Origin of the sequence: Friedmanniella luteola (assembly GCF_900105065.1) — a bacterium.
Lineage (GTDB): Bacteria > Actinomycetota > Actinomycetes > Propionibacteriales > Propionibacteriaceae > Microlunatus > Microlunatus luteolus.
Map to the genome: position 1 here is coordinate 3,759,175 of NZ_LT629749.1, position 20,644 is coordinate 3,779,818.

The following is a 20,644-nucleotide window of genomic DNA, read 5'->3' on the forward strand; positions in this document are numbered from 1 at the left end:
AAGGGCGGGCCGGGTGTCCCCGGCCCGCCCTCCGACGGTCTTGCTGGCTAGCTCAGCGGTAGTCGCCGAGGTCGAACTCCTCGAGCGGCACGGCCGCGCCCGAACCCTGACCGAAGTCGTAGTCGAACGAGTCGTAGCCGACCATCGAGTAGGCCTGCGCCTTCGCCTCCTCGGTCGCCTCCACCTTGATGTTGCGGTAGCGGTCGAGACCGGTACCCGCCGGGATCAGCTTGCCGAGGATGACGTTCTCCTTGAGGCCGATGAGGCTGTCCGACTTGCCGTTGATGGCCGCGTCGGTCAGGACCTTCGTCGTCTCCTGGAAGGACGCCGCCGACAGCCACGACTCAGTGGCCAGCGAGGCCTTGGTGATGCCCATCAGCACCGCACGGCCCGACGCCGGCGTCCCGCCCTCGGCCACGACCTTGCGGTTCTGGGCCTCGTAGGTGAGCCGGTCGACCAGGTCACCGGCCAGCAGCTCGGCGTCCCCGGACTCGATCACCGTCACCCGGCGCAGCATCTGCCGGATGATGATCTCGATGTGCTTGTCGTGGATCGGCGCACCCTGCGTGCGGTACACCGACTGCACCTCGTCGACCAGGTGCTCCTGCACCCGACGGACACCGAGCACCCGGAGCACGTCGTGCGGGTCGGGGGTACCAGCGGTGAGCTGCTGGCCGACCTCGACGTGGCTGCCGTCCTCCACCAGCAGACGGGCACGGCGGGACACCGAGAACTCGGCGGCCTCCAAACCGTCGTCGGGGGTGATGGTGATCTTGCGGAGCCGGTCGCTGTCCTCGATCTGCACGCGGCCGGCGGCCTCGGAGATCGGCGACTTGCCCTTGGGCTGACGGGCCTCGAAGAGCTCGACCACGCGGGGCAGACCCTGCGTGATGTCGTCACCGGCCACACCACCGGTGTGGAAGGTGCGCATCGTCAGCTGGGTACCGGGCTCACCGATCGACTGCGCGGCCACGATGCCCACGGCCTCGCCGACGTCGACCAGCTTGCCGCTGGCCAGCGAGCGGCCGTAGCACATGGCGCAGGTGCCGGTGACGGCCTCGCAGGTGAGGACGCTGCGGACCTTGACGGTGCGGACACCGTTCGCGACCAGCAGCCCGATGTTGACGTCGCCCAGGTCGGTCCCGGCCGGCAGCAGCACCTCGCCGTCCGCGCCGCGGACGTCGGTGGCGAGCGTCCGGGCGTAGACCGCGGTCTCGACGTGCTCGTCGAGGCCGAGGGCGCCGTCGTCGCCGAGGGCGATGGTCTTGGTCAGACCACGCTCGGTGCCGCAGTCCTCCTCGCGGATGATGACGTCCTGGCTGACGTCGACGAGTCGACGCGTCAGGTAACCCGAGTCGGCCGTCCGCAGCGCGGTGTCGGCCTGGCCCTTGCGACCACCGTGGGTGGAGATGAAGTACTCCAGGACCGACAGGCCCTCACGGAAGTTCGACTTGATGGGCCGGGCGATGATCTCGCCCTTCGGGTTCACCACGAGGCCACGCATGGCGGCGATCTGGCGCATCTGCACCATGTTCCCGCGGGCCCCCGAGTGGACCATCATGTAGATCGGGTTGGTCTTGGAGAAGTTGGCCTCCATGGCCGCGCCGAGCTTGGACGTCGCGTCGGTCCAGATCTCGATGAGCTCCTGGCGACGCTCGTCCTCGGTGATCAGACCGCGCTCGTACTGCTTGTCGATCTTGGACGCCCGGTCCTCGTAGCCCGCCAGCAGCTCGGCCTTGTTGGCCGGGGTGGTGACGTCGCCGATGGACACGGTCACCCCCGAGCGGGTGGCCCAGTGGAAGCCCAGGTCCTTCAGGGCGTCCAGGCAGAAGGCCACGTCGACCTTGGGGTAGCGCTCGGCCAGGTCGTTGACGATCTGCCCGAGCTGCTTCTTGCCCACCTCGTAGTCGCAGTAGGCGTAGTCGGCCGGCAGCGCCTCGTTGAAGAGGGCGCGACCCAGCGTCGTCTCCAGGATGATCGAGCCGTTGGCCGCCAGCGCGTGGCCGGCGGGCGGGACGATGTCGGTGAGCCGCAGCTTGATCTTCGCCTGCACCGACAGCTGCTTGCGGTCGAAGGCCATCAGGGCCTCGGCCACCGAGCCGAACGCACGCCCCTCGCCCGCTGCTCCGTCGACCTGCATGGTCAAGAAGTAGTGGCCGATGATCATGTCCTGGGTGGGCATGGTCACGGGACGGCCGTCGGCGGGCTTGAGGATGTTGTTGGTCGACAGCATGAGGATGCGGGCCTCGGCCTGCGCCTCCGCGCTCAGCGGGAGGTGCACGGCCATCTGGTCACCGTCGAAGTCCGCGTTGAAGGCGGTGCAGACGAGCGGGTGGATCTGGATGGCCTTGCCCTCGATGAGCTGCGGCTCGAACGCCTGGATGCCCAGCCGGTGCAGGGTGGGCGCCCGGTTCAGCAGCACGGGGTGCTCGGAGATGACCTCCTCGAGCACGTCCCACACCACCGGGCGCTGACGCTCGACCATGCGCTTGGCGGACTTGATGTTCTGCGCGTGGTTGAGGTCGTCGAGCCGCTTCATGACGAACGGCTTGAACAGCTCCAGCGCCATCGCCTTGGGCAGGCCGCACTGGTGCAGCTTGAGCTGCGGGCCGACGACGATGACCGAACGGCCCGAGTAGTCGACGCGCTTGCCCAGCAGGTTCTGCCGGAACCGGCCCTGCTTGCCCTTCAGCATGTCCGAGATGGACTTCAGCGGCCGGTTGCCCGGGCCGGTGACCGGACGGCCACGACGACCGTTGTCGAACAGCGAGTCCACGGCCTCCTGGAGCATCCGCTTCTCGTTGTTGACGATGATCTCGGGCGCGCCGAGGTCGAGGAGCCGCTTGAGGCGGTTGTTCCGGTTGATGACGCGGCGGTACAGGTCATTGAGGTCGGAGGTCGCGAAGCGGCCACCGTCCAGCTGCACCATCGGACGCAGGTCCGGCGGGATGACCGGGACGCAGTCCAGCACCATGCCGGCCGGGGAGTTCTGCGTCGAGAGGAAGGCCGAGACGACCTTGAGCCGCTTCAGGGCGCGGGTCTTGCGCTGCCCCTTGCCGGTCTGGATGGTCTCGCGCAGGGACTCCGACTCGGCGTTCAGGTCGAAGGTCTGCAGCCGCTTCTGGATGGCGTCCGCGCCCATGGAGCCGGCGAAGTACTTGCCGAAGCGGTTCTTCATCTCGCGGTAGAGGATCTCGTCGCCCTCGAGGTCTTGGACCTTGAGGTTCTTGAACCGGTTCCAGACGGCGTCGAGGCGGTCCAGCTCGCGCTGGGAGCGGTCACGCAGCTGCTTGACCTCGCGCTCGGCCCCCTCGCGCACCTTGCGCTTGGCGTCGGCCTTGGCACCCTCGGCCTCGAGGCCGGCGGTGTCCTCCTCGAGCTTCTTCATCCGGTTCTCGATGTCGGCGTCGCGCCGACCCTCGAGCTGCTTGCGCTCCACGTCGATCTTGCCCTCGAGCGAGGACAGGTCGCGGTGACGCGCCTCGTCGTCGACGGACGTGATCATGTAGGCCGCGAAGTAGATGACCTTCTCGAGGTCCTTCGGCGCGATGTCGAGCAGGTAGCCCAGCCGCGACGGGACGCCCTTGAAGTACCAGATGTGGGTCACTGGGGCGGCGAGCTCGATGTGGCCCATCCGCTCGCGGCGGACCTTGGAGCGCGTGACCTCGACGCCACAGCGCTCGCAGATGATGCCCTTGAAGCGCACGCGCTTGTACTTGCCGCAGTAGCACTCCCAGTCCCGGGTGGGGCCGAAGATCTTCTCGCAGAACAGGCCGTCGCGCTCAGGCTTGAGCGTGCGGTAGTTGATCGTCTCCGGCTTCTTCACCTCACCGTGGGACCAACCACGGATCTCGTCGGCCGTGGCCAGGCCGATGCGGATCTGGTCGAAGAAGTTCACGTCGAGCACGTTGTCTGTCTCTTCTCTTTAGTACGCGATCTCAGATGCTGTGGACCGATCCCCGCGGCCCGAGCCTGTCGAAGAACCTCCGACAGGCTCAGGCAGCGGTGGGGATCAGACTTCTTCGACGCCGAGCGACTCACCCGGACGGCGGGACAGGTCGATGCCGAAGTCCTCGCCGCCGCGGTAGTCGTCCTCGGAGTCCCGCAGCTCCACCTCGGTGCCGTCGGAGGACAGCACCTCGACGTTCAGGCAGAGCGACTTCATCTCCTTGACGAGCACCTTGAAGGACTCGGGGATGCCCGGCTCCGGGATGTTCTCGCCCTTGACGATGGCCTCGTACACCTTCACGCGGCCGGGGACGTCGTCGGACTTGATCGTCAGCAGCTCCTGCAGGGCCCAGGCGGCACCGTAGGCCTCGAGGGCCCACACCTCCATCTCGCCGAACCGCTGGCCGCCGAACTGGGCCTTACCGCCCAGCGGCTGCTGCGTGATCATCGAGTACGGACCCGTGGAACGTGCGTGGATCTTGTCGTCGACCAGGTGGTGGAGCTTCAGCATGTAGATGTAGCCCACCCCCACCGGCATCGGGAACGGCTCACCGGACCGGCCGTCGAACAGGTTGGCCTTGCCGTCGGCGTTGACCAGCCGGACACCGTCACGCGTCGGCAGGGTGTTGCCCAGCAGACCCGTGATCTCCTCCTCGGTCGCCCCGTCGAAGACCGGGGTGGCGAGGTTGGTGTTGCCGTCGACGTGCTCGAGCCCGACGTCGCGCAGGCGCTCGGCCCAGGCCTCCTGCACGCCCGAGACGTCCCAGCCCTGGCTGGCGACCCAGCCCAGGTGGGTCTCGAGGACCTGGCCGACGTTCATCCGGCTCGGCACGCCGAGCGGGTTGAGCACGATGTCGACCGGCGTCCCGTCCTCCATGAACGGCATGTCCTCGACCGGCAGGATCTTGGAGATGACGCCCTTGTTGCCGTGCCGGCCGGCGAGCTTGTCGCCGTCCTGGATCTTGCGCTTCTGGGCGACGTAGACCCGGACCAGCTGGTTCACGCCGGGGGGCAGCTCGTCGTCGGACTCGCGGTCGAAGACGCGGACGCCGATGACCGTCCCGGACTCGCCGTGGGGCACCTTGAGCGAGGTGTCGCGCACCTCGCGCGCCTTCTCACCGAAGATCGCGCGCAGCAGCCGCTCCTCGGGGGTGAGCTCGGTCTCGCCCTTGGGCGTGACCTTGCCGACCAGCACGTCGCCGGTGGAGACCTCGGCGCCGATGCGGATGATCCCGCGCTCGTCGAGGTCGGCCAGCATCTCCTCGGAGACGTTCGGGATGTCCCGGGTGATCTCCTCGGCGCCCAGCTTGGTGTCGCGGGCGTCGACCTCGTGCTCCTCGATGTGGATCGAGGTCAGCAGGTCGTCCTGGACGACGCGCTGGCTGAGGATGATGGCGTCCTCGTAGTTGTGGCCCTCCCACGGCATGAAGGAGACGAGCAGGTTGCGCCCGAGCGCCATCTCGCCACCGTCGGTGCAGGGACCGTCGGCCAGCGGCGTGCCGGCCTCGACCCGCTGCCCGTCGCGGACCAGGGGGCGCTGGTTGATGGCGGTGCCCTGGTTGGAACGCTTGAACTTGCTGAGCCGGTAGCTGCGGTAGCTGCCGTCGTCGTAGGCGATCTCGATCAGGTCGGCGCTCACCGCGGTGACCACGCCGCCCTGGGCCGCCGTCGTGACGTCACCGGCGTCGACCGCGCCGCGGTACTCCATGCCGGTGCCCACGAACGGGGCCTCGGAACGGATCAGCGGGACGGCCTGGCGCTGCATGTTCGCGCCCATCAGGGCACGCGACGCGTCGTCGTGCTCGAGGAACGGGATCATCGCGGTGGCGACGGAGACCATCTGGCGGGGGCTGACGTCCATGTACTGGATGTCGTTCGCCGGGACGGTGTCCGGGTCGGCCTTGCGTCGACGGGCCAGCACGCGCTCCTCGGCGAAGTGCAGGTCGTCGGTCAGCTTCGCGTTCGCCTGGGCGATGGTGTAGCGGTCCTCGACGTCGGCGGTCAGGTAGTCGATCTGGTCGGTCACCTGGCCGTTCTCGACCTTGCGGTACGGCGTCTCGACGAAGCCGAATGCGTTGACCCGGGCGAACGAGGCGAGCGAGCCGATCAGGCCGATGTTCGGGCCCTCGGGGGTCTCGATCGGGCACATCCGGCCGTAGTGCGACGGGTGGACGTCACGGACCTCCATGCCGGCGCGGTCACGGGACAGACCCCCCGGGCCGAGGGCCGAGAGGCGCCGCTTGTGCGTCAGGCCCGCGATCGGGTTCGTCTGGTCCATGAACTGGCTCAGCTGGGAGGTGCCGAAGAACTCCTTGAGCGCCGCCACGACGGGCCGGATGTTGATCAGGGTCTGCGGCGTGATGGCCTCGACGTCCTGGGTCGTCATCCGGTCGCGCACCACGCGCTCCATCCGGCCGAGGCCGGTGCGCAGCTGGTTCTGGATCAGCTCGCCCACGGTGCGCAGGCGACGGTTGCCGAAGTGGTCGATGTCGTCCTCCTCGACCAGCAGCTCGCCACGCGGGGCGTCGAGCACCTCCTTGCCGTCGTGCAGCGCGACGATGAAGCGGATGGCCGCCACGATGTCGTCGGTGGTGAGGACCTGCTTGTCGAAGGGCTCGTCGAGGCCCAGCTTCTTGTTGATCTTGTACCGGCCGACCTTGGCGAGGTCGTAGCGCTTCGGGTTGAAGTAGTAGTTCTCCAGCAGCGCCTGCGCGGCCTCACGGGTCGGCGGCTCGCCGGGGCGCAGCTTGCGGTAGATGTCGAGCAGCGCCTCGTCCTGGGTGGAGGTGTGGTCCTTCTCCAGGGTGAGCCGCATGGACTCGTACTGGCCGAACTCCTCGAGGATCTGCGCGTCGGTCCAGCCGAGCGCCTTGAGCAGCACGGTGACGTTCTGCTTGCGCTTGCGGTCGAGGCGGACCCCGACCATGTCGCGCTTGTCGATCTCGAACTCCAGCCACGCACCGCGGCTCGGGATCATCTTGCAGGTGAAGATGTCCTTGTCCGAGGTCTTGTCGGTGGTCTGCTCGAAGTAGACGCCGGGGCTGCGGACCAGCTGGGAGACGACGACGCGCTCGGTGCCGTTGATGACGAAGGTGCCCTTGTCCGTCATCAGCGGGAAGTCGCCCATGAAGACGGTCTGGCTCTTGATCTCGCCGGTCTCGTTGTTCATGAACTCGGCGGTGACGAACAGCGGCGCCGCGTAGGTGACGTCGCGGTCCTTGCACTCCTCGACGCTGTTCTTCGGCGGCTCGAAGCGGTGGTCGCGGAACGACAGCGACATCGTGCCGGAGAAGTCCTCGATCGGGGAGATCTCCTCGAAGATCTCCTCCAGACCGGACTTGGTGTTGACGTCGGTCCGGCCCTCAGCGAGCGCGGAGTCGACCCGCGTGCGCCAGGCGTCGTTGCCGACGAGCCAGTCGAAGGAGTCGACCTGCAGGTCGAGGAGATCGGGAACCTCCATCGGCTCGGCGATCTTCGCGAACGAGATGCGGCCGGTGGATGAGACGACTTTGGTGTTCGAGGCGGTGCGCGAGGCGGCCAACAGTGGGTCCTTCCGAGACTCTCGGGCGGGTGGAGCTATGAAGTTGGATGAGTTCACGTGTCAGGTCCGGGCGCCCGGGGGGACGGACCAGACCGGCCTCCGCGCACGCGAAACGGCCCGCGTCAAGCGAAACGGGTCGACGAATGCGGAGGGCAAGGTTCTAGTCTAGGGAGCAGTCCCCGGTTTGACAAGTCCGCGGGCAGGGCGGACCAGGGCGGTCAAATCGGACCGGGGGCGCGGGAGTGCAGGGCACTCGAACCGCGACGGTCTCGCCGAACGCTTGCCGGAAGCATACCCGCCGGACCGGCCCTCGCAAGCACCTCCGACGGACGGGTCCCTCGGGTCGACGCCGCTCCCCCGCGCCGCCCCGCGACCCCCGCCGGGAGGGCCGCCGCCCTAGACTCGGCCCGTCGCCCGAGGACAGGAGAGCCATGCAGCGCGTCGCCCAGGTCGTCGGTCTCGCACCGGAGGCCGTGACCCGCTACAAGGAGCTGCACGCCTCCGTCTGGCCGGACGTGCTGCGCACGATCCACGCCTGCGGCATCCGGAACTACTCCATCTTCCTGCGCGAGCCCGAGCTGCTGCTGTTCGCCTACTTCGAGTACATCGGCGAGGACTACGAGGCCGACCAGGCGGCCATGGCGGCCGACCCGGTCACCCAGGAGTGGTGGGCGCTGACCATGCCGATGCAGCGACCGCTGGAGGGCCGCGCCGACGGCGCGTGGTGGGCCGTCGTCCCCGAGGTCTTCCACGTCGACTGACCCCCGCCGCCGGGTCGACCCGGGACGGCCCCGCGTCAGCGGGCCAGCCAGCCGCCGTCGACGGGCAGCACCACGCCGTGCACGTAGGCCGCCGCGTCGGAGCTGAGGAAGACGACGGCGCCCGCCAGGTCCTCCCCCCGCCCCCAGCGGCCGGCGGGGATCCGCGCGGAGATCGCGGCGTTCCGCTCGCCGTCGGCCAGCAGGGCCTCGTTCAGGTCGGTGTCGACGTAGCCGGGCGCGACCGCGTTGACCGCCACCCCCCGGCCCGCCCACTCGTTGCACAGCGCCTTGGTGAGCTGCGCGACGGCACCCTTGGACGCGGCGTAGGCCGGCACCCGGATACCGCCCTGGAAGCTGAGCAGCGAGGCGACGTTGACCACCCGGCCCCAGCCCCGCTCCAGCATGGGCCGGCCGAACGCCTGGCAGAGCTGGAACACCGCACGGGTGTTGACCGCCAGCACGGCGTCGAAGTCGGCCAGCGGGAAGTCCGTGGCCGCGTGCCGCACCTGGGTGCCGGCGTTGTTGACGAGGATGTCGACCGGCCCGAGGTCGAGCGCGGCCGCCACCGCGGCGTCGACCGAGGCCGCGTCGGCGAGGTCGACCGGCACCCGGTGCAGCCAGCGACCGCAGGCCTGCGCCAGCCGCTGCAGCTCGTCCGGGACCTCCCCGCGCTGCAGGCCGACCACGTCCGCCCCGGCCCGCAGCAGACCCGCCGCGACCGCCGCCCCGATCCCCCGGGAGGCGCCGGTCACCACGGCGGTCCGGCCGGTCAGGTCGAAGGGGCTGCGGTCCGCCGCCGTCACGACCGGCACCCGCCGAGCGCGGCGAGCCGGCCCGGGTCGATCCCGTAGACCCGGACGGCGGTGCCGCCGAGCACGGCGGCCGCCGCCTCGACACCCAGCTCGGTGACGAGCGGGTGCAGGCCCTCCCACACCGCGGTGTAGCCGCCGGCCAGCACCGAGACCGGCCAGTCCCCGCCGTACATCAGCCGGTCGGGCCCGAACACGTCGACGGCGTGCGCGACCACCGGGCGCAGGGCCTCCGTCGACCACGCCGTCGGGTCGGCGGCGGGGTAGAGCCCGGACACCTTCGCGTGCACGTTGGGCGGTTCCGCCGCCCGCGCCAGCAGGGTCCGCCAGGGCTCGAGGTCGACCGAGCCGATCGGCGGGGCCGCGAGGTGGTCGACGACCAGGCGCAGCCCGGGGTGCTCGGCGGCCAGGACGGGCACGTGCTCCAGGTGCCGGGGCAGCACCGCCACCACGTCGAAGGCCAGGCCTGCGGCGGCGAGCAGGCCCAGGCTCTCGCGCACCTCCGGCCGCACCAGGAAGTCGGGGTCGGGCCGGTCGTGGATGAGGGTGCGGATCCCGACGACCAGCGGGTCGGCGGCCAGACCGGGCAGCAGGGCCGCCGTCGCGTCCGGGTTCTCCAGCGGCAGGAACGCGACGACGGCCACGACCTCCGGGTGCGCGGCGGCCGTCGCGAGCATGAGCGCGGTGTCCTCGGCGTTGTCCGCCGCCTGCACCAGCACCACGGCGTCGACCCCGCAGGCGCGCAGCTCGGGCAGCACCTCGTCCTCGGCGATGCTGCGGAAGATCGGCCCGTGCTGCGGCCCGAGCCAGGGGTAGGTCGCCCGGTCGAGGTCCCAGACGTGCTGGTGGGCGTCGATGATCACAGCTCTCCTGGGGCGGGTGCGGGGTCGGTGGTCAGGTGGCGGTCAGCGTGGCGCGGCGGTGGACTCGCGGAGCACCAGCCGCGGCGGCGGGTCCGCCACGACCTCGTCCCGCCCCGGGCCCCCGCCCAGCCGCTCGTGCAGGGCCCGGACCGCGGCCCGGCCCAGCTCGTAGGTGGGCATCTTGACGGTCGTGAGCGGGGGCCAGGTGTTCTCGGCGGTCCAGGCGTCGTGGACGGAGACCACCGCGAGGTCGGCCGGCACGGCGATCCCCAGGGTGCGGGCCTCGGCCAGCACTCCGAGGGCGGCGTTGACGTTGGCCACCACCAGGGCCGTCGGCGGCGGGTCGGCCGCCATCAGCCGGCGGAGCGCCGCGCGGCCGTCGGCCGGGACGTAGCCCAGCCGGCTGACGGCCGTCCCGGGCACGGGCAGCCCGGCAGCCGCCATCGCCGCCTCGAAGCCGGCCAGCCGGCGGCGGGCCGTGAACGACTGCGGCAGCCCGCCGACGTGGGCGATCCGGCGGTGCCCCAGGGCGATCAGGTGCTCGGTGGCCAGCCGGGCGCCGGCCTCGTCGTCCAGCACGGCCCCCCCGAGGTGGCCCGGCTGGAAGGAGTTGAGGAAGACCAGCGGGTGGCCCGCCTGCACCAGGGGCGCCAGCTCGGCGGGCAGGCGGTGGTCGGCGACCTGGACGAGCACCCCGTCCACCCGGCCCTCCCCCACCAGCCGGCTCACCATCTCACCGTCGGGCTCGAGGTCCTCGCTGCGGCCGAGCAGCACCATGTGGTCGCGGGCGGCCGCCTCGTCCTCGACACCGAGCATCAGGTCCGTGGCGAAGGCGTTGGTGAGGTCGGGCACCACGAGGGCGATGACGTCGGTGCGGGCGAACTTGAGCGCGCGGCCGGCGAAGTTGGGCCGGTAGGCGAGGTCGGCGGCGGCCTGCTTGATCCGGGCCCGGGTCGCGACGCTCACCCGCGCGCCGGGCGCGTCGCTGAGCACCCGGGAGACCGCGGAGATCGACACGCCGGCCCGCCGGGCGACGTCGCCCAGGGTCGCCACGCGGCGATCCTAGGCGTCCGAGCACCGTTGCGCAATCGTTTGTGCAGGGACTAGGGTCGGGTCGCCCGACCGACCTGCCAGGAGTCCCGCGTGCCGCTCATCACCGCCGTCGACGTCGTGGACGTCCGGTTCCCGACGTCGTTGACCGCGGACGGGTCCGACGCGATGAACAAGGACGGCGACTACTCCGCCGCCTACGTCGTGCTGCGCACCGACGCCGACGGGGTGGAGGGCTACGGGCTGACCTTCACGATCGGCCGGGGCAACGACCTGGTGGCGATCGCGGCCCGGCAGCGGGGTGAGCCGCTGGTCGGGCTCGACGTCGACCAGCTCGTCGGCGACCTCGGCGGGACCTACCGCCGGCTGCAGTCGGACTCGCAGCTGCGCTGGCTGGGACCGGAGAAGGGCGTCGTGCACCTGGCGCTGGCCGCGGTGATGAACGCCGTCTGGGACCTGGCCGCGCGCCGGGCGCAGCAGCCGCTGTGGCGCTTCGTCGCGGACCTGGAGCCCGAGGCCCTCGTCGACACGATGGACCTCAGCTACCTGTCCGACGTGCTGCCCCGGCACGAGGCCGTCGCGATGCTGACCGCTCTGCGGCCCACGCTGGACGACCGGCTCGCGGTGCTCGACGCGTCGGGCTACCCCTGTTACACGACCTCGGCCGGCTGGCTGGGCTACTCCGACGAGAAGCTCCGCCGACTCTGCCAGGAGGCCGTCGACGAGGGCTACCGCTACCTCAAGCTCAAGATCGGGGCGTCGCTCGAGGACGACCTGCGGCGCTGCGCCATCGCCCGCGAGGTGATCGGCCCGGACCGCCACCTGATGATCGACGCCAACCAGGTGTGGGACGTCGGCACGGCCATCACGTGGACCCGCGCGCTGAGCCACTTCGACCCGCTCTGGATCGAGGAGCCGACCAGCCCCGACGACGTCCTCGGCCACGCCACCATCCGCCGGGCCGTCGCCCCGGTCGGCGTCGCGACCGGCGAGCACGGGATGAACCGGGTGCTGTTCAAGCAGCTGTTCCAGGCGGAGGCGATCGACTTCTGCCAGCTGGACTCCTGCCGGCTGGGCAGCCTCAACGAGATCCTGCCCGTGATGCTGATGGCCGCGAAGTTCGGCGTCCCGGTCTGCCCGCACGCCGGCGGCGTCGGCCTCTGCGAGCTGGTCCAGCACCTGTCGATCATCGACTTCCTCGTCGTCTCCGGCAGCACCGAGGGCCGGGTCGCGGAGTACGTCGACCACCTGCACGAGCACTTCGTCGACCCGTGCGTGGTGAAGGACGCGGCCTACGTGCTGCCCACGCAACCCGGCTACAGCGCGCAGATGCACCCCGCCTCGCTCGACGTCTACGCCTATCCGGCCGGGAGCTACTGGGCCGGACGCCCTAGCGTGGCCTGACCCACCCCCACCGAAGGAGAAGGAGCCCCGATGAAGCTGGCTCGACTGGGCCCCGTCGGCCACGAGACCCCCGTCGTCATCACCGACCACGGCACCTACGACCTCAGCAGCGTCGTCTACGACCTGACCGGGGAGTTCTTCGCCAGCGGCGGCCTCGACCGGGTGCGGGACGCCGTCGCCGCGGACGAGCTGCCCCTGTTCCCCAGCGCCGGGGTGCGGGTGGGCGCGCCCGTCGCCCGGCCGAGCGCCGTCATCTGCATCGGCATGAACTACGCCGCCCACGCGGCCGAGTCGGGGGCCAGCCCCCCCGAGCGGCCGGTGCTGTTCCTCAAGACCCCGAACACGGTCGGCGGTCCCGACGACCCGGTGCAGATCCCCCGGGGCAGCGAGAAGACCGACTGGGAGGTGGAGCTGGCGCTGGTCATCGGCCGCCGGACCGCCTACCTCGACTCCCCCGCGCAGAGCCTGGACCACGTCGCCGGCTTCACGATCTGCGACGACCTCTCCGAGCGTGCCTTCCAGCTGGAGGTCTCGGGCGGGCAGTGGAGCAAGGGCAAGTCCTGCCGCGGCTTCACCCCGACGGGGCCGTGGCTGGTCACCCCGGACGAGGTCGACCACACCGGCCTGCGGCTGCGGAGCTGGGTGAACGGCGAGCCGCGGCAGGACTCGAGCACCGCGGACCTGATCTTCGGCGTCGAGGAGATCGTCTACCAGCTGAGCCAGTACCTGGTCCTGGAGCCGGGCGACCTGGTGCTGACCGGCACCCCCGAGGGCGTCGCGCTCTCGGGCCGCTTCCCCTACCTCCGGGAGGGTGACGTCGTGGAGGTCGAGATCGAGGGGCTGGGCCGCCAGCGGCACGCGTTCACCGGCTGGGCGCCGCTGGAGGACGGGCGGTGAGCGGCGAGCTCGACGGCCTGGTCGCCCTGGTCACCGGCGGGGCGTCCGGCATCGGCGCCGCGGTCGCGGCCCGCCTGCAGGCCGACGGCGCCCGGGTGGCGGTGCTCGACCTCGACGCGGACGCCGCGGCGGAGGGTCAGCTCGGGGTCGTCTGCGACGTGGCGGACGACGCGTCCGTCCGGGCCGCCGTCGCGCGGGTCGTCGAGGAGCTCGGCGGCCTGGACGTGGTGGTCAACAACGCCGGCATCGGCGCCGCCGGCACCGTCGCGGACAACAGCGACGAGGAGTGGCACCGGGTGCTCGACGTCAACGTGCTCGGCATGGTGCGGGTGACGCGGGCGGCGCTGCCCCACCTGCGGGCGTCGTCGGCACCGGCGGTGGTCAACACCTCCTCGATCGCCGCGACGGCGGGCCTGCCGCAGCGGGCGCTCTACAGCGCGTCCAAGGGTGCGGTGCTGGCGCTGACCCGGGCGATGGCGGCGGACCACGTCCGCGAGGGGATCCGGGTGAACTGCGTGAGCCCGGGGACCGCTGACACCCCCTGGGTGCAGCGGCTGCTCGACGCGGCCGACGACCCGGTGGCCGAGCGGACGGCGCTGGAGGCCCGGCAGCCCCACGGCCGGCTCGTCTCCGCCGCGGAGGTGGCCGACGCCGTCGCCTACCTGGCCAGCCCCCGCTCGCGCTCCACGACGGGCACCTCGCTCGCCGTCGACGGCGGCATGCAGGAGCTGCGGCTCCGCCCGCGCAGCTAGCCCTTCGACAGGCTCAGGGTGCGGGGTCGACAGGCTCAGGGCGCGGATCCGTGCCCTGAGCCTGTCGAAGGGCCTGGAGAGACGACGAAGCCCCGACCTCGAGGAGGTCGGGGCTTCGCGCGTCGTGCGGGGTGGGTCGCCTAGGCGACCCGGGAGGTCACTTGACGGTGACCTTGGCGCCGGCGCCCTCGAGGGCCTCCTTGGCCTTCTCGGCCTGCTCCTTGGTGACCTTCTCCAGGACGGCCTTGGGGGCGGCCTCGACCAGGTCCTTGGCCTCCTTGAGGCCCAGGCTGGTGAGGGTGCGCACCTCCTTGATGACCTGGATCTTCTTGTCGCCGGCCGCCTCGAGGATGACGTCGACCTCGTCCGAGGCCTCCTCCTCCTCGACAGCGGCACCGCCACCGGCACCGGCCGGGGCAGCCGCGGCCACGGGGGCAGCAGCGGTGACGTTGAAGGTGGTCTCGAACTCCTTGACGAACTCGGAGAGCTCGATCAGGGTCAGCTCCTTGAAGGCGTCAAGGAGCTCTGCGGTGCTGAGCTTCGCCATGATGGGCGTCCTTCCTTAGTTTTCTTCCGCAGCGTCAGCCGCGACGGGGTTGGTGTCCGGGACGGCGGTGGCCGTCTCGGTGTCCGCAGCGGGTGCTGCCGCGATGTCTGCCTCGGCGGCCGGGGCCGCGTCGGTGGTGTCGTCCGTGCTGGGCTCCTGGTCGACCGCCGCCGGGGTGCCGGCGCCGCCGATGATCGAGGGGTCCTCCTGCGCCGCCTGCTCCAGGGCCGCGGCGAGCCGCGCGACCTGGGACAGCGGAGCGGCGACGAGCGAGACGGCCTGCTGCAGGACTCCCTGCATGCCGCCGGCGACCTTGGCGAGGAGGACCTCACGGGACTCCAGGTCGGCCAGCGTGCGCACCTCGTCGGAGTTCAGGAACTTGCCGTCCAGAACCCCGCCCTTGATGACCAGAAGCGGGTTGGTCCGTGCGAAGTCACGCAGACCCTTCGCGACGACGACGGGGTCGCCGTCCACGAAGGTGATCGCCGTGGGTCCGACGAGGTGCTCGTCGAGACCCTCGACACCCGCCTCGCGGGCGGCGATCGTGGTCAGGGTGTTCTTCGACACGGCGTAGGTGGCGTTCTCACCGAGTGAGCGGCGCAGGTCCTTCAGCGCCTTCACGGTGAGACCGCGGTACTCGGTCAGGACGACCGCCGAGGAGCTGGAGAACTTGTCCTTCAGCTCGGCGACCGCAGCTGCCTTGTCCGGCCTCGCCATAGTCTCCTCCACTTCGTCACGTGCTACGGGTGTAGCGCTTCCGAAGGGCTGGCCCTGACGTGCGGGCACGGACCGGGGACGAGAAAAGCCCCCGACGCGCAGGCGTCCAGGGGGCGGTGCTGACGTGACGGACCCGGTCCACCCACGCGGGGCGGCATCGGGGCTGACAGCTCAGCGACGATCCTTGATCAACCTGCGCGGGCCATCCGTGACGAGCACGACGTCTTCGGACCTCACCCCGAGGGGTTCGGCCGACCAGCGGTCTTCGGCGTCCGCCACAGTACCCCCGCCCGCGGGAGGAGACCAAATCGTGACCGGTCGTCGCTGCCTCCCTGAGAGAGCCGCCACCAACCCTGAGAACCGGGCCCGTCAACCCGCCGCGCCCTGAGGATCCCTCAGAGTTTTGGCGAATTGATCTCGTTTGGATAACGTGTGCCCGCCAGTCCGCGTCGACACCGTTGTCGAACCCACCGAGGGCCGGCCCGTCGACTCGAGGGAGACCCACCCCATGGGCAAGATCCTGATGAGAGCAGCGTCGCTGGCGACCGGACTGGCCCTGGCCGTCTCCGTCACCGCGACCGCCGAGCTCCCCGCCAGCGCCGCCTCGACCTGCAGCGCCTCGTTCAGCAGGTACCAGGTGATCAGCAAGGGCAGCAAGGGCTCGCAGGCGAAGGCGATGGAGTGCCTCCTGCGCAAGGCCGGCTACAGCGCCACCGTCAACGGCAGCTTCTCGGTGCACGACGCCGCCAAGCTCGCTCGGTTCCGCCGTTCGGTCGGCCTCAGCCCGCTCAAGGTCGCGGGCCCCCGCCCCTGGAGCGCCCTGCTCTCCCAGGGCTCCCGTCCCGCGCTCGAGCGCGGCGACAAGGGTGCCGACGTCCTCCGGCTGCAGCGCTCGCTGCGCGCACTCGGCTACACCAAGGTCACGCTGACCTCCTACTTCGGGGCCAATACGGTCGCGGCCGTCAAGTCGGCTCAGAAGAAGCGCGGTCAGAAGCAGACCGGCCGGGCCACCACCGCCGTGTGGTCCGCCCTGCAGCACGGTCGGGTCGCCGCGGTCCCCGCGCCGAAGAAGGCCGTCGCGAAGAAGACCGCCTCCAGGGCCAGCTCCTCCAGCAAGGGCGCGAAGGCCCTCGCCTTCGCCAAGAGGCAGATCGGCGACTCCTACCGCTACGGTGCCACGGGCCCGAACAGCTGGGACTGCTCCGGGCTGACGGGCGGCGCCTGGAAGGCGGCCGGGGTCAAGATCCCCCGCACGTCGCAGGCCCAGTACCGCGCGGGCAAGAAGGTCGCCAAGTCGGACCTGAAGCCGGGTGACCTCGTCTTCTTCTACTCCGGGATCAGCCACGTCGGCATCTACGCGGGCAGCGGCAACGTCATCCACGCCTCGCGCCCCGGCCAACCGGTCGCGAAGATCAAGATGAAGTACATGCCCTACCAGGGCGCCCGTCGCTACAGCTGAGCCACCCGCTCGTCCACCACGTCCGCAGCCCCCGGCCCGCCGGGGGTCTGCGGACGTCGTGCGTCCGGGACCGTCGCGTCGCCGGCGCGGTCAGGGACGCGGCATGACGTCCCGCCCGGCCCAGGCCCGGCGGCGCTCGGCATCGGGGTCGTCCACGAGGTGGTCCCCCGCCGGGTCCAGCACCAGGGTGCGCCGCTCGTCGAGCGTGAACGCGGGCCAGTCGGGACCCGGGTCGAGGTCGCGGGCGAACGCGAGCCAGCGGCGCCGCATCCGTCCGGCCAGGGCCTGGCGCTGAGGGGTGCGGCGGCCGCGCAGCACCACCGCCGGGTACCCGCGCCAGTCCCACAGGTACGGCAGCTCGGCGGCGTGCGTCGCGCCCAGCAGGGGCACCGCGGCGTCGAAGCGGTAGCACCAGGTCCGGCCGCCCGCCGCGGCGTGCCGCTCGGCGAAGTGCCGCGTCGGGAAGGCGAAGTTGAGGTCGGTGCCCAGCGCCCGCGTGCCGGCGGCCGTGTCCGGGTAGTGCGCGAGCAGCCGCTGGGCCTCCGTCCAGCCCAGCGCGGCCTGCAGCCGCGCGACCAGCGTGGGCCGGGTCGTGGGCATGATGTCGCTCCGCTGCGCCTGGAACAGCGTGACCTCGTCCCGGTTGTGGCCGGCCAGCAGGGCCACCTCGGGCCGCACCGACCTCTGCGCCTCCTCCAGCGACGCCGGCACCAGGTCGCCGTCGAACCAGGGGGCGGCCGGCAGGGTGCCGGGGAACTGCGCGTCGACGGCCTCCTGGGCCCTGAGCAGCTCCTGCGGGGTCAGCTGCCACAGCCGGTCGCCGTCGCGCCGGCCGAGCCCGAGGTTGCGCGCGTAGGCCCGGGCGACCTCCTCGCGGGCCTCGTCGCCGTGGATGAGGCTGTAGGAGCCGCTCTGCAGGACGGCGCCGCGGAACAGGCCGACCGCCGACGGCGCGGTGAGCAGCAGGGCCACCGAGATCGACCCGGCCGACTCCCCCGCCACCGCGACCTGGTCCGGGTCCCCCCCGAACGCGGCGATGTTCTCCTGGACCCACCGCAGCGCCGCCAGCTGGTCGCGCAGGCCCAGCAGGCTGGGCACCTCGGCGTCGACCGCCGACGCCAGGTCGACGAAGCCGAGGACGCCCAGCCGGTAGTTCACGCTGACGACGACCACGTCCCCCTGCCCGGCGAGGGGCCCGCCCGGGTAGAGCGCGCCGCTGCCGCTGCGGAAGGCGCCGCCGTGCAGCCAGACCAGCACGGGGCGGGGCCGGCCGTCGGTGCGGGCCGCGGTCGGGGCGTGCACGTTCAGGTAGAGGCAGTCCTCCCCCACGGGCCCACCCAGCCCTCGGGTCGGACCGCCCTGCAGCGACGCCCCGGCGGGCCGGGTGGCCGGCCGGACCCCGTCCCAGGGCACGACGGGAGCGGCGGCGCGGAACCGGCGGGGGCCGACCGGAGGGGCGGCGTACGGCACGCCCGACCAGGCCGTGACCCCGTCCCGCTCGACCCCCCGCAGCCGTCCGCCGGTCACCCTCACCACCGCGTCGTGCTCGACCGTCATCCGTCGTCCCCTCCGTCGCCCGTTCCGTCGCCCGATCCTGCCACCGCGCCGCCCCGGCGGGAGACGGCGGCGCTGTGCTTGGCTGGGCCGGTGCACCCCGCCCTCCGCCCCGCCCGGCCCGACGACGTCGACCGGATCCACCAGCTGGTCGTGGACCTGGCGACCTACGAGCGGGCGGCCGACCAGGTCCGGGCGACCCCGGAGCAGCTCCGCGCCGCCCTCTTCGCGCCCGCTTCGGCCGTCCACGCGCTGGTGGCCGAGGACGGCACCGGCACCGTCGTCGGCTTCGCGCTCTGGTTCCTGAACTTCTCCACCTGGGAGGGCGTGCACGGCCTCTACCTCGAGGACCTCTACGTGGAGCCCGGGCACCGCGGGTCCGGGCTGGGCCGGGCCCTGCTGCAGGCGCTGGCGGAGATCGCGGTCGAGCGCGGGCACGCCCGCGTCGAGTGGTCCGTGCTGGACTGGAACGCCCCCTCGATCGGGTTCTACCGACGGCTGGGCGCCCGGCCGATGGACGGCTGGACGGTGTTCCGGCTGACCGGCGACGCCCTGCACGCCGTCGCGGGCGCGCAGGGCTAGCCGTCGGGGTCAGCTCACCTCGCGGTGCAGCAGCCGGTGGGTGCCCACGGCGAGCGGCAGCAGCACCCAGAGCGCGACCGAGGTCGCCAGCCGCGCCCAGTCGACGCCAGCCATGCTGCCCTCGAGCAGCGGCGTGCTGGTGACGGCCAGGTCGAGCCAGCGAGCCGGCGTCTCCAGCCACCCGACCATCGCGCCGAGCACCGTCCACAGGGTCGGCAGGACCAGGAAGGCGACGATCGCCGGCGCGCTGGCGCCGATCGCGGCGCCGAAGCCGACCCCCTGCGCCACCCCGACCAGCTGGAGCAGCACCGCGCCGCCGACCTCGCCCGCGTCGAGGGACCACGACCCGTCGCCGTCGAGCCAGATGATGCCGACCACGTTCGCCAGCGCACCGACCACGAGGGCCACCCCGACCGCCGCCAGGCCGACCAGGCTCGCCGCCACCAGCTTGGCCACCCCGACCCGGAGCCGGCGGGGCTCCAGCGTGAACGTCACCAGGCCGGTGCGGTGGATCCACTCGGCGGTGGCGGTGAGGATGCCGAGCACGGGCAGCAGGAAGGCCTGCGGCAGGGCCGACGCGAGCGCGAGCGAGCTCCAGGTGAGGGTGTCGGCGTCGGACGTGAGCAGCACCAGGGCCACCGTGGCCGCGGTCACCAGCGCGATGACGAGCAACAGCCCGCGGCCCGCGCGGGTGTCGACCAGCTTCCGCGTCTCGACGACGAGGAGGCGGCCGAAGGGCACCCCGGTGGGCGTCGACCGGCGGTCCTGCGCGGCCGGGACGCCGGTGGTCGACGTCGTGGACGTGGTGGCGGTCATGCCCCCACCGCCTCGCGTGCGTCGTCGGCGGTGAGCTCGAGGAACATCTGCTCGAGCCCCCCGCCCTCGCTGGCCCGCAGCTCGGTGAGGGCCAGCCGCTCCGCGGCGGCGAGCCGGCCGACGCGGTCGAGCGGCGCGGCGGCGACCAGCGTCCGGCCGCCCGTCCGGGTGACCGTGATGCCGGCCGCCTCCAGGGCGTCCGCCAGCACGTCGAGGTCGTCGGACCCGACGACGGTGCTCGTGCTGGCCAGCAGCTCCGTCTTGGCGCCCTGCGCCACGATGCGGCCGCGGCCGATCAGCACCAGCTCGTCGGCGACGACCTCGACCTCGTGCAGCAAGTGCGAGGACAGCAGCACCGTGCCACCGCGGGCGGCGAAGTCCCGGAGCAGGCCCCGCATCCAGTGGATGCCCGCCGGGTCGAGCCCGTTGGCCGGCTCGTCCAGGATGAGCACCTGCGGGTCCCCGAGCAGGGCGTGGGCGATCCCGAGCCGCTGCCGCATCCCCAGCGAGTAGTGCTTGACCCGGCGCCGCGCCTCGGTGGGCGACAGGCCGACCAGGGCCAGCATCGCGTCGACCCGGGCGCGGCCGACGCCCATCAGGACGGCGGCCAGGGTGAGCACCTCGCGACCCGTGCGGCCGCCGTGCTGCGCGCCGGCGTCCAGCAGGACGCCGACCTCGCGGCCGGGGTTGGGCAGCGAGCGGTAGGGCCGGCCGAGGACGGTGGCCGCACCGCTGCTCGGCGGGGTGAGCCCCACCATCATGCGCATGGCGGTGGACTTGCCCGCGCCGTTGGGTCCGAGGAAGCCCGTCACGCTGCCCGGGCGGACCTCGAAGCTGATGTCGTCGACGGCGGTGAACGACCCGTACCGCCGGCTGAGCCTGTCGATGGTGATCATGGGCCCAGCCTTCCCAGGCCATCCGGTCGCCCGCATCGGTCGCGCGGC

General features: G+C 71.9%; 16 protein-coding genes. 6 read left to right on the forward strand and 10 right to left on the reverse strand.

The annotated features are described in order from the left end of the window. Nucleotides 1–52: 52 nt before the first annotated feature. Nucleotides 53–3,907: a DNA-directed RNA polymerase subunit beta' gene (locus BLT72_RS17705; RefSeq protein WP_091414470.1), complete on the reverse strand. Its 3,855-nt coding sequence runs from the start codon at nucleotides 3,905–3,907 to the stop codon at nucleotides 53–55. A gap of 105 nt (nucleotides 3,908–4,012) precedes the next feature. Next, nucleotides 4,013–7,489: a DNA-directed RNA polymerase subunit beta gene (gene rpoB, locus BLT72_RS17710; protein ID WP_157720553.1), complete on the reverse strand. Its 3,477-nt coding sequence runs from the start codon at nucleotides 7,487–7,489 to the stop codon at nucleotides 4,013–4,015. A 431-nt stretch (nucleotides 7,490–7,920) separates the two neighbouring features. Between rpoB and BLT72_RS17715 the strand changes: the two genes are divergently transcribed. Beyond that, nucleotides 7,921–8,250: an L-rhamnose mutarotase gene (locus BLT72_RS17715; protein ID WP_091414474.1), complete on the forward strand. Its 330-nt coding sequence runs from the start codon at nucleotides 7,921–7,923 to the stop codon at nucleotides 8,248–8,250. 35 nt (nucleotides 8,251–8,285) lie between these two features. On the opposite strand, the gene BLT72_RS17720 is transcribed toward BLT72_RS17715, so the two are convergent. Genes BLT72_RS17720 through BLT72_RS17730 form a run of 3 tightly spaced genes read right to left on the reverse strand, consistent with a single transcriptional unit; the run spans nucleotide 8,286 to nucleotide 10,975 of the window. Then, entirely contained in the window at nucleotides 8,286–9,053 is a 768-nt protein-coding gene (locus BLT72_RS17720; RefSeq protein WP_091417764.1) for an SDR family oxidoreductase, read from the reverse strand. Further along, complete coding sequence (locus BLT72_RS17725) at nucleotides 9,050–9,922, reverse strand: amidohydrolase family protein (protein WP_091414476.1); 873 nt, start codon at nucleotides 9,920–9,922, stop codon at nucleotides 9,050–9,052. Before BLT72_RS17725 ends, BLT72_RS17720 begins: the two co-directional genes overlap by 4 nt. 42 nt (nucleotides 9,923–9,964) lie before the next feature. Beyond that, nucleotides 9,965–10,975 carry a LacI family DNA-binding transcriptional regulator gene (locus tag BLT72_RS17730; RefSeq protein WP_091414478.1) on the reverse strand — a complete coding sequence of 337 codons (1,011 nt, stop codon included), beginning with the start codon at nucleotides 10,973–10,975 and terminating at the stop codon, nucleotides 9,965–9,967. A 90-nt stretch (nucleotides 10,976–11,065) separates the two neighbouring features. Here BLT72_RS17730 and BLT72_RS17735 point away from each other — a divergent pair, with 90 nt between their 5' ends. From BLT72_RS17735 to BLT72_RS17745, 3 genes are read left to right on the forward strand one after another with little or no spacing between them, the layout of a single operon-like run. Further along, nucleotides 11,066–12,376, forward strand: a complete 1,311-nt coding sequence (locus BLT72_RS17735; RefSeq protein ID WP_172826105.1) for an L-fuconate dehydratase — start codon at nucleotides 11,066–11,068, stop codon at nucleotides 12,374–12,376. A 30-nt stretch (nucleotides 12,377–12,406) separates the two neighbouring features. Next, complete coding sequence (locus BLT72_RS17740) at nucleotides 12,407–13,273, forward strand: fumarylacetoacetate hydrolase family protein (protein ID WP_091414480.1); 867 nt, start codon at nucleotides 12,407–12,409, stop codon at nucleotides 13,271–13,273. Beyond that, nucleotides 13,270–14,025, forward strand: coding sequence for an SDR family NAD(P)-dependent oxidoreductase (locus BLT72_RS17745; protein WP_091414482.1), 756 nt, complete (start codon nucleotides 13,270–13,272; stop codon nucleotides 14,023–14,025). Before BLT72_RS17740 ends, BLT72_RS17745 begins: the two co-directional genes overlap by 4 nt. A 157-nt stretch (nucleotides 14,026–14,182) precedes the next feature. Here the strand turns inward: BLT72_RS17745 and rplL are convergent, their stop codons facing one another. Continuing rightward, complete coding sequence (gene rplL, locus BLT72_RS17750; RefSeq protein ID WP_091414483.1) at nucleotides 14,183–14,572, reverse strand: 50S ribosomal protein L7/L12; 390 nt, start codon at nucleotides 14,570–14,572, stop codon at nucleotides 14,183–14,185. 15 nt (nucleotides 14,573–14,587) lie between these two features. After that, nucleotides 14,588–15,289, reverse strand: a complete 702-nt coding sequence (gene rplJ, locus BLT72_RS17755; RefSeq protein WP_091414485.1) for a 50S ribosomal protein L10 — start codon at nucleotides 15,287–15,289, stop codon at nucleotides 14,588–14,590. Between the two features lie 508 nt (nucleotides 15,290–15,797). On the opposite strand from rplJ, the gene BLT72_RS22815 reads away from it, so the two are divergent. Then, on the forward strand, nucleotides 15,798–16,748 hold the full coding sequence (locus tag BLT72_RS22815) for a C40 family peptidase (RefSeq protein WP_091414487.1): 951 nt from the start codon (nucleotides 15,798–15,800) through the stop codon (nucleotides 16,746–16,748). A 90-nt stretch (nucleotides 16,749–16,838) separates the two neighbouring features. Here the strand turns inward: BLT72_RS22815 and BLT72_RS17765 are convergent, their stop codons facing one another. Next, nucleotides 16,839–18,305: a carboxylesterase/lipase family protein gene (locus tag BLT72_RS17765; protein WP_091414489.1), complete on the reverse strand. Its 1,467-nt coding sequence runs from the start codon at nucleotides 18,303–18,305 to the stop codon at nucleotides 16,839–16,841. A gap of 90 nt (nucleotides 18,306–18,395) precedes the next feature. Here BLT72_RS17765 and BLT72_RS17770 point away from each other — a divergent pair, with 90 nt between their 5' ends. Next, the gene (locus tag BLT72_RS17770; protein WP_091414491.1) at nucleotides 18,396–18,884 is read left to right on the forward strand and encodes a GNAT family N-acetyltransferase; all 489 of its coding nucleotides are present in this window, start codon (nucleotides 18,396–18,398) and stop codon (nucleotides 18,882–18,884) included. Between the two features lie 9 nt (nucleotides 18,885–18,893). Here BLT72_RS17770 and BLT72_RS17775 read toward each other — a convergent pair whose 3' ends face one another. Both BLT72_RS17775 and BLT72_RS17780 read right to left on the reverse strand, forming a co-directional pair. After that, entirely contained in the window at nucleotides 18,894–19,700 is an 807-nt protein-coding gene (locus BLT72_RS17775) for a hypothetical protein (RefSeq protein WP_091414493.1), read from the reverse strand. Continuing rightward, nucleotides 19,697–20,596, reverse strand: a complete 900-nt coding sequence (locus tag BLT72_RS17780; RefSeq protein WP_091414495.1) for an ABC transporter ATP-binding protein — start codon at nucleotides 20,594–20,596, stop codon at nucleotides 19,697–19,699. Before BLT72_RS17780 ends, BLT72_RS17775 begins: the two co-directional genes overlap by 4 nt. Nucleotides 20,597–20,644 lie beyond the last annotated feature (48 nt).